Source organism: Bradyrhizobium valentinum (assembly GCF_001440405.1).
Taxonomy (GTDB): Bacteria; Pseudomonadota; Alphaproteobacteria; order Rhizobiales; family Xanthobacteraceae; genus Bradyrhizobium; species Bradyrhizobium valentinum.
The window spans coordinates 1-5,809 of record NZ_LLXX01000049.1 but is presented as its reverse complement, the minus strand read 5'-3'; the positions used below and the strand labels follow the sequence as shown (position 1 = coordinate 5,809).

Here is a 5,809-nt window from a genome sequence, read left to right as displayed (position 1 = left end):
TAAATCAAACGGCCGAGTCATTCCGTCGCAGTCAAGATCTGTGCATCTACTAGTGCTTTCGCAGGGACGACAACCTATTGGTTTGATGACAACTGTCGGACGCAAAGTGCAGTCATAGCCCCCTCACTCGCCGCCGTCGATCTGGCGCCCCATCAGCGCGATCGCCTTCTGATACACCCCCGCGGCATTCCAGGCCTGGATGGCGGCAAAATTCGGCTCGCCCGGCTGGTAGCCCGCGCCGGCGCGCCAGCCATGCGCCTTTAGAAAATTCGCGGTCGAGGTCAGCGCATTGGCCGCGTTTTCGAGATTGCCGGTGCCGTAGGCCAGGATGGCTTTGGGCATGAACTGTGTCTGGCCGACCTCGCCATGCATCGAGCCGCGCTGCGACGGCGACAGCGCGCCGCGGTCGATCAATTGCAGCGCCGCGTAAAGGTGCTCGGTGAAATACGCCGAGCGCCGGCAGTCATAGGCGAGCGTCGCGATCGAGGCCAGCATGTTCTGATTGCCGCGCTGGCTGCCGAACCCGGTCTCCATCCCCCAGATCGCGAGCAGCGGCCCCGGCGGCACGCCGTAGCGCTGCTGAATCGAGGCGAACAGCGCGCCCTGCGACTGCTTGAGCTGCCGCCCCTTCGCGACGATGGTCGTGGCCCCGCGCTTGGCGAGAAACTGATCGAGCGAGAGGCTGAAACTGCGTTGGCCGCGATCGGCATTGATGGTCGACTGCGCATAGTTCGTCGCCATCAGAGCCTGGATGGTGGGAGCGCTGATGCCCTTGGCTCGCGCTTCGCCGGCAAACTCCTGTTTCCAGGTGGCATAGCCGGCGGACGAGCTGCCGCATTGGGCGGCATGGGCTTGGGAGTTGAAGCATGCGAACATTGCCAGGGTGGCGCTGAAAGCAAATGCGATGCGGAGCATGGAAAAGCCATTCCTGAGAGAGCACTGCAAATAAGCATCGGCTTCTAGCACGTCCTTGGCCGCGCTTCGAGGGTTGCGGCAAACGCATGGACAGAATCTCCCCGAAAACGGCCATGATTGCGACTAATTTGAACCGGGTGATCTGCCGGCGCGACCTTTACAAGTCATACTTCGTTCCCCCCTCCCCTCGATCGTTTCTCGAACAAATGGATTTCCCATGAGCTTACCGCACACACTGTTCAGGCCGGTCCTCCTGCTGCTCGCTATGTCGCTTGGTGCGATGACGAACGCTTCCGCGCAGACGCGCGACGTGGCCGGCGCAAGGGACTATCCAGGCATCGGGCGGTTCGGCGGCAGCGTCATCACGGGATATCAGGTGAAGGATTTCGATGCGGCGCGAATGCAAGGGGCCGCCTTCAAGGATGGCCAGCCCACCGACGCGCGGCGGCTGGAGGGGCGCATCACGCGCATCGCCTATCGCACCAATCCCGGCCCCTCGATCCTGGAGGTGTCGCGCAATTTCGAGACCCAACTGGCGAAGGCCGGATTCGAAACGCTGCTTGCCTGCGATGTTGACGCGTGCGGCGGCATTCCCTTCTCGGAAGCCGTCGACGCGCTGCCGATCCCGCAGATGTGGGTGGACGGTTTCAACTACCGCTATTTTGCGGGGCGCAAGGTGGACGGCGGCCGCGAGACCTATGCCAGCCTCATCGTCAGCGAGAACAACCGCGAGATCTATGCGCAGCTCGTCATCGCCGAAGTCGGCGCGATCGAGAACAAGATGGTGGACGCGGCTGTCATGGCCAAGGGCCTTCGCGAGACGGGCCGCATCGCGCTCTACGGGATCTATTTCGATACCGACAGGGCCGAGGTAAAGCCCGAAAGCCGCCCCACCCTCGAGCAGATCGCGAAGCTGCTCACCGCCCAAGTCGGACTGAGCGTCTTCATCGTCGGCCACACCGACAACCAGGGCCCATTCGCCTACAATCTTGATCTGTCGCGACGCCGCGCCGAGGCGATCGCCGCCGAGTTGGTGAAGAACTACGGCATCGGCGCGCCGCGACTGCGCACCGCGGGCGTGGCCCTGCTTGCGCCGGTGGGTTCCAATGCCACCGAGGCCGGCCGCGCGCTGAACCGCCGGGTTGAACTGGTGGCGCCTTAGTTTAATGCTGGGCCAACGTCCGCTTTGGCACGTCCAGGACAATGGCAATGACCAGGTCCAGTGGTTTCAAAGTCGGAATGGGAATCGCGATCGCCGCGTTGGCGGGATCCCAGAAGGCCGCCGCGCAGACGCCAATGCTTTCCGTGGACCCTTCACAACTGCCCCGCCTCGGTACCATCGACGAGCGCTTTCAATCGTACAACGTGGAAATGGTCGAGGTCACTGGCGGCCGCTTCTGGAAGCCTTACAGGGCGAGCGCCTCGGCGCCGTCGGCACACGGCGCGGTGAATGCCGGAAATGTCCCTGCAGGCGGCAATCCCGACCTCTACGAATATCGGAAGCCCGTCGATCTATCGAACCGCCGACTACGCGCATTGGCCGCCGCTCTGGCCCCAGCCTACATGCGCGTCAGCGGCACCTGGGCCAACACCACCTACTTTGCCGAAAGCGATGAGGCGCCCTCCACGCCGCCCAACGGCTTCCGCGCGGTGCTAAGTCGCGAACGCTGGAAAGCTGTCATCGACTTTGCCCGCGCGGCCAGCGCAGAGATCATCACCTCGATGGCAACAGGCCCCGGCGTCCGGGATGCAGCAGGTCTATGGCAGAGCGATCAGGCGCGTCGCTTCTTCGCCTATACCAGATCCGTCGGCGGCAGAATTGCCGCCGCCGAGTTCATGAACGAGCCCACGCTGGCCGCCATGGGCGGCGCACCCAGGGGATATGACGCGACAGCTTACGGGCGGGACTTCAAGGCCTTTATTGCGTTCATCAGGGCGAGCGAACCGGATGTGATGGTTCTGGGCCCCGGTTCGATCGGCGAGACAGCCGCGCCGCAATCATCGAGGCCATCCAGCTCCGAATTCATCAACACGCGGGACTTGCTTGCAGCATCCGGATCCGGCATCGACGTTTTCTCCTATCATCACTACGGCGCGGTCTCGCAACGATGCTCTCCCGGTCAAACCACACCAGAGGCCGCGGTTTCGGAAGCATGGCTGGCGAGCACGGACCGGACACGCGCGTTTTACCAATCGCTTAGGGACGAGTTCGCGCCTGATAAGCCGATCTGGCTTACCGAAACCGCCGAGGCAGCTTGCGGCGGCAATCCCTGGGCTTCCACCTTCCTCGATACGTTCCGATATCTCGATCAACTTGGCCGGCTTGCCAGGGCCGGCGTCCAGATGGTCGCGCACAATACGCTGGCCGCAAGCGATTACGGCCTGCTTGACGAGACGACGTTGCGGCCGCGGCCAAACTATTGGGCGGCGCTGCTCTGGCGCAGGGTTATGGGCACAATTGTTCTCGACGCCGGCGTGCATCAGGGAGTGCACCTCTATGCGCATTGCCGGCGCGGCATACGTGGGGCCGTCACGCTGCTGGCTATAAATACGGACCGCACGACCGCCGCAATCCTGCGACTGCCCGTGGCCAGCGAGCGTTACACGCTGTCGGCGGATCATCTGCAAAGCGCCGAAGTGAAGCTGAATGGAGCGGCCTTGGAACTCGCTCCGAACGACGATCTTCCGCGGTTGGCTGCGGTGACATCGCCACCGGGTCCGGTTGAGATCGGACCGACCACGATCACTTTCCTTGACGTCGGGGATGCCAAAAATCCGGCATGCGACTGAATTTTTCCGCCGTTATTTTTCTTTGACAGCGGCGCCTCTATCGAGGACAAGGCCGGCCATGGCCAAGAAACCCGGGACCAATCCCAAAGGCGAGTTTGCCTTCTTCAACGTCGTCTATGAAGACGATTCGCAACGCTCCAACCGGCGCGTGCCTTCCGAGCTGCTCGGTGGCCTCGACGGCGACGAGCCAGCACGCGGCTACATCATGGAGCAGGACCGCGAAATCGCCGAGAAATCCGGCCGCACGCCGCTGGCGATCAAGAGCATCAGCCGGGTCGGGGCGAAGAAGAAGTAGCCTCGCAAGCAAGGCCCGGTTACATCAACCAACGTCGCGATCGCCGGAGAGTGGCGTTATCCACGTGCTTAACTACCAGCAGAGCAAGCGGCACCCCTCTCCCTAACCCTCCCCCGCAAGGGGAGAGGGAACCCTACCACCGATGCGTCCCTGACTCGTGCCAATCACATCAGGGATAGCCAACATGCAATGTGAGGTGAGCACACTGGTACGGCTCCCTCCCCCCTTGCGGGGGAGGGTGGGGAGAGGGGTGGCGGCCCCGGGCGCTGGCGCGAGAAGTTTGGGTGCGACCTGACCAAACAAAAGCGGCTGGCTTTCGCCCGGCGCTTTCGTTAGATGGATGCCCGGGTCGAGCCCGGGCATGACGACCTGAGCTAGTTGTCGAGGAACGACCGCAGCTTCCTGCTCCGCGACGGATGCTTCAGCTTGCGCAGCGCCTTCGCCTCGATCTGGCGGATGCGTTCGCGTGTCACGCTGAACTGCTGGCCGACTTCTTCCAGCGTGTGATCGGTGTTCATGCCGATGCCGAAGCGCATGCGGAGCACGCGTTCTTCGCGGGGGGTGAGCGAGGCCAGCACCCGCGTGGTGGTTTCGCGCAGGTTGGACTGGATCGCCGCATCGATGGGCAGGATCGCGTTCTTGTCCTCGATGAAATCGCCGAGGTGTGAATCCTCTTCGTCACCGACCGGCGTTTCGAGCGAGAGCGGCTCTTTGGCGATCTTGAGAACTTTTCGGACCTTCTCCAGGGGCATGCCGAGCTTTTCGGCGAGCTCTTCGGGGGTCGGCTCGCGGCCGATCTCGTTGAGCATCTGGCGGCTCGTGCGCACGATCTTGTTGATGGTCTCGATCATGTGCACGGGGATGCGGATGGTGCGGGCCTGGTCGGCGATCGAGCGCGTGATCGCCTGCCGGATCCACCACGTGGCGTAGGTCGAGAACTTGTAGCCGCGGCGATACTCGAATTTATCAACCGCCTTCATCAGGCCGATGTTGCCTTCCTGGATCAGGTCGAGGAACTGCAGGCCGCGGTTGGTGTACTTCTTGGCGATCGAGATCACGAGACGGAGGTTGGCCTCGACCATTTCCTTCTTGGCCTGGCGCGCCTCGCGCTCGCCCTTCTGCACGCCGTGTACGATCTTGCGGAATTCGCCGATCTCGAGACCGGTGAGGGCTGCCAGCGACTGGATCTCGTGGCGCAGATCCTTGATGCGGTCCTTCTCGTGATGGACGAAATTCTTCCAGCCTTTGGCGGACAGTTTCGAGACACGGTTGAGCCAGCGCGGATCGAGCTCCGAGCCCTGGTAGTTGCGCAGGAAGTCTTCGCGCGCGACGCCGTGGCTGTCACCCAAACGAAGCAGGCGGCCCTCGAACGACACCAGCTTCTTGTTGATGTCGTAGAGCTGCTCGACGAGCGAATCGATGCGGGCCTGGTTCAGGCGCAGCGACTTCACCTCGACGATGATCTCATCCTTCAGCTTCTTGTACTTGCGCTCCTGCGAGGGCGAGAGCGACTCGCTCTGAAGCTGGTTGGCGATATCCTGTTCTTGAAGACGCCGCAGCTTCTTGTACTCGGAGGCGATCTTGTCGAACGTCTCGACCACCTTCGGCTTCAGTTCGGCTTCGATGGCCGCGAGCGACATCTGGTTTTCGAACTCGTCGTCTTCCATGTCGCCTTCGGCGGCGGCTTCGGCCGGATCCTTCTCCTCGCCGTCGCCATCGGGCGCGGTGCGGAACGGGGTCGCCGACGGGGGAGCAGCGGGCGGCGCGACATGCGCGGGCGCGGCAGCCGTGCCGTTAGCGACGGGCTGG

The 5,809-nt window shown here is 62.9% G+C and carries 5 protein-coding genes; 3 read left to right on the top strand and 2 right to left on the bottom strand.

Annotation, left to right across the window (positions count from 1 at the left end):
• Nucleotides 1-123 precede the first annotated feature (123 nt).
• Nucleotides 124-876, bottom strand: coding sequence for a lytic murein transglycosylase (locus CP49_RS08710; RefSeq protein WP_245310614.1), 753 nt, complete (start codon nucleotides 874-876; stop codon nucleotides 124-126).
• Between the two features lie 304 nt (nucleotides 877-1,180).
• Between CP49_RS08710 and CP49_RS08705 the strand changes: the two genes are divergently transcribed.
• From CP49_RS08705 to CP49_RS08695, 3 genes are read left to right on the top strand one after another with little or no spacing between them, the layout of a single operon-like run.
• Entirely contained in the window at nucleotides 1,181-2,077 is an 897-nt protein-coding gene (locus tag CP49_RS08705) for an OmpA family protein (RefSeq protein WP_420807595.1), read from the top strand.
• A 47-nt stretch (nucleotides 2,078-2,124) separates the two neighbouring features.
• Nucleotides 2,125-3,705, top strand: coding sequence for a glycosyl hydrolase family 79 N-terminal domain-containing protein (locus CP49_RS08700; RefSeq protein ID WP_245310613.1), 1,581 nt, complete (start codon nucleotides 2,125-2,127; stop codon nucleotides 3,703-3,705).
• Between the two features lie 58 nt (nucleotides 3,706-3,763).
• On the top strand, nucleotides 3,764-4,000 hold the full coding sequence (locus CP49_RS08695; protein ID WP_057849867.1) for a hypothetical protein: 237 nt from the start codon (nucleotides 3,764-3,766) through the stop codon (nucleotides 3,998-4,000).
• Nucleotides 4,001-4,374: 374 nt separating this feature from the next.
• Here the strand turns inward: CP49_RS08695 and rpoD are convergent.
• Nucleotides 4,375-5,809 (bottom strand): RNA polymerase sigma factor RpoD (gene rpoD / locus CP49_RS08690; protein ID WP_057849866.1); only part of this gene is annotated, 1,435 nt, incomplete at its 5' end.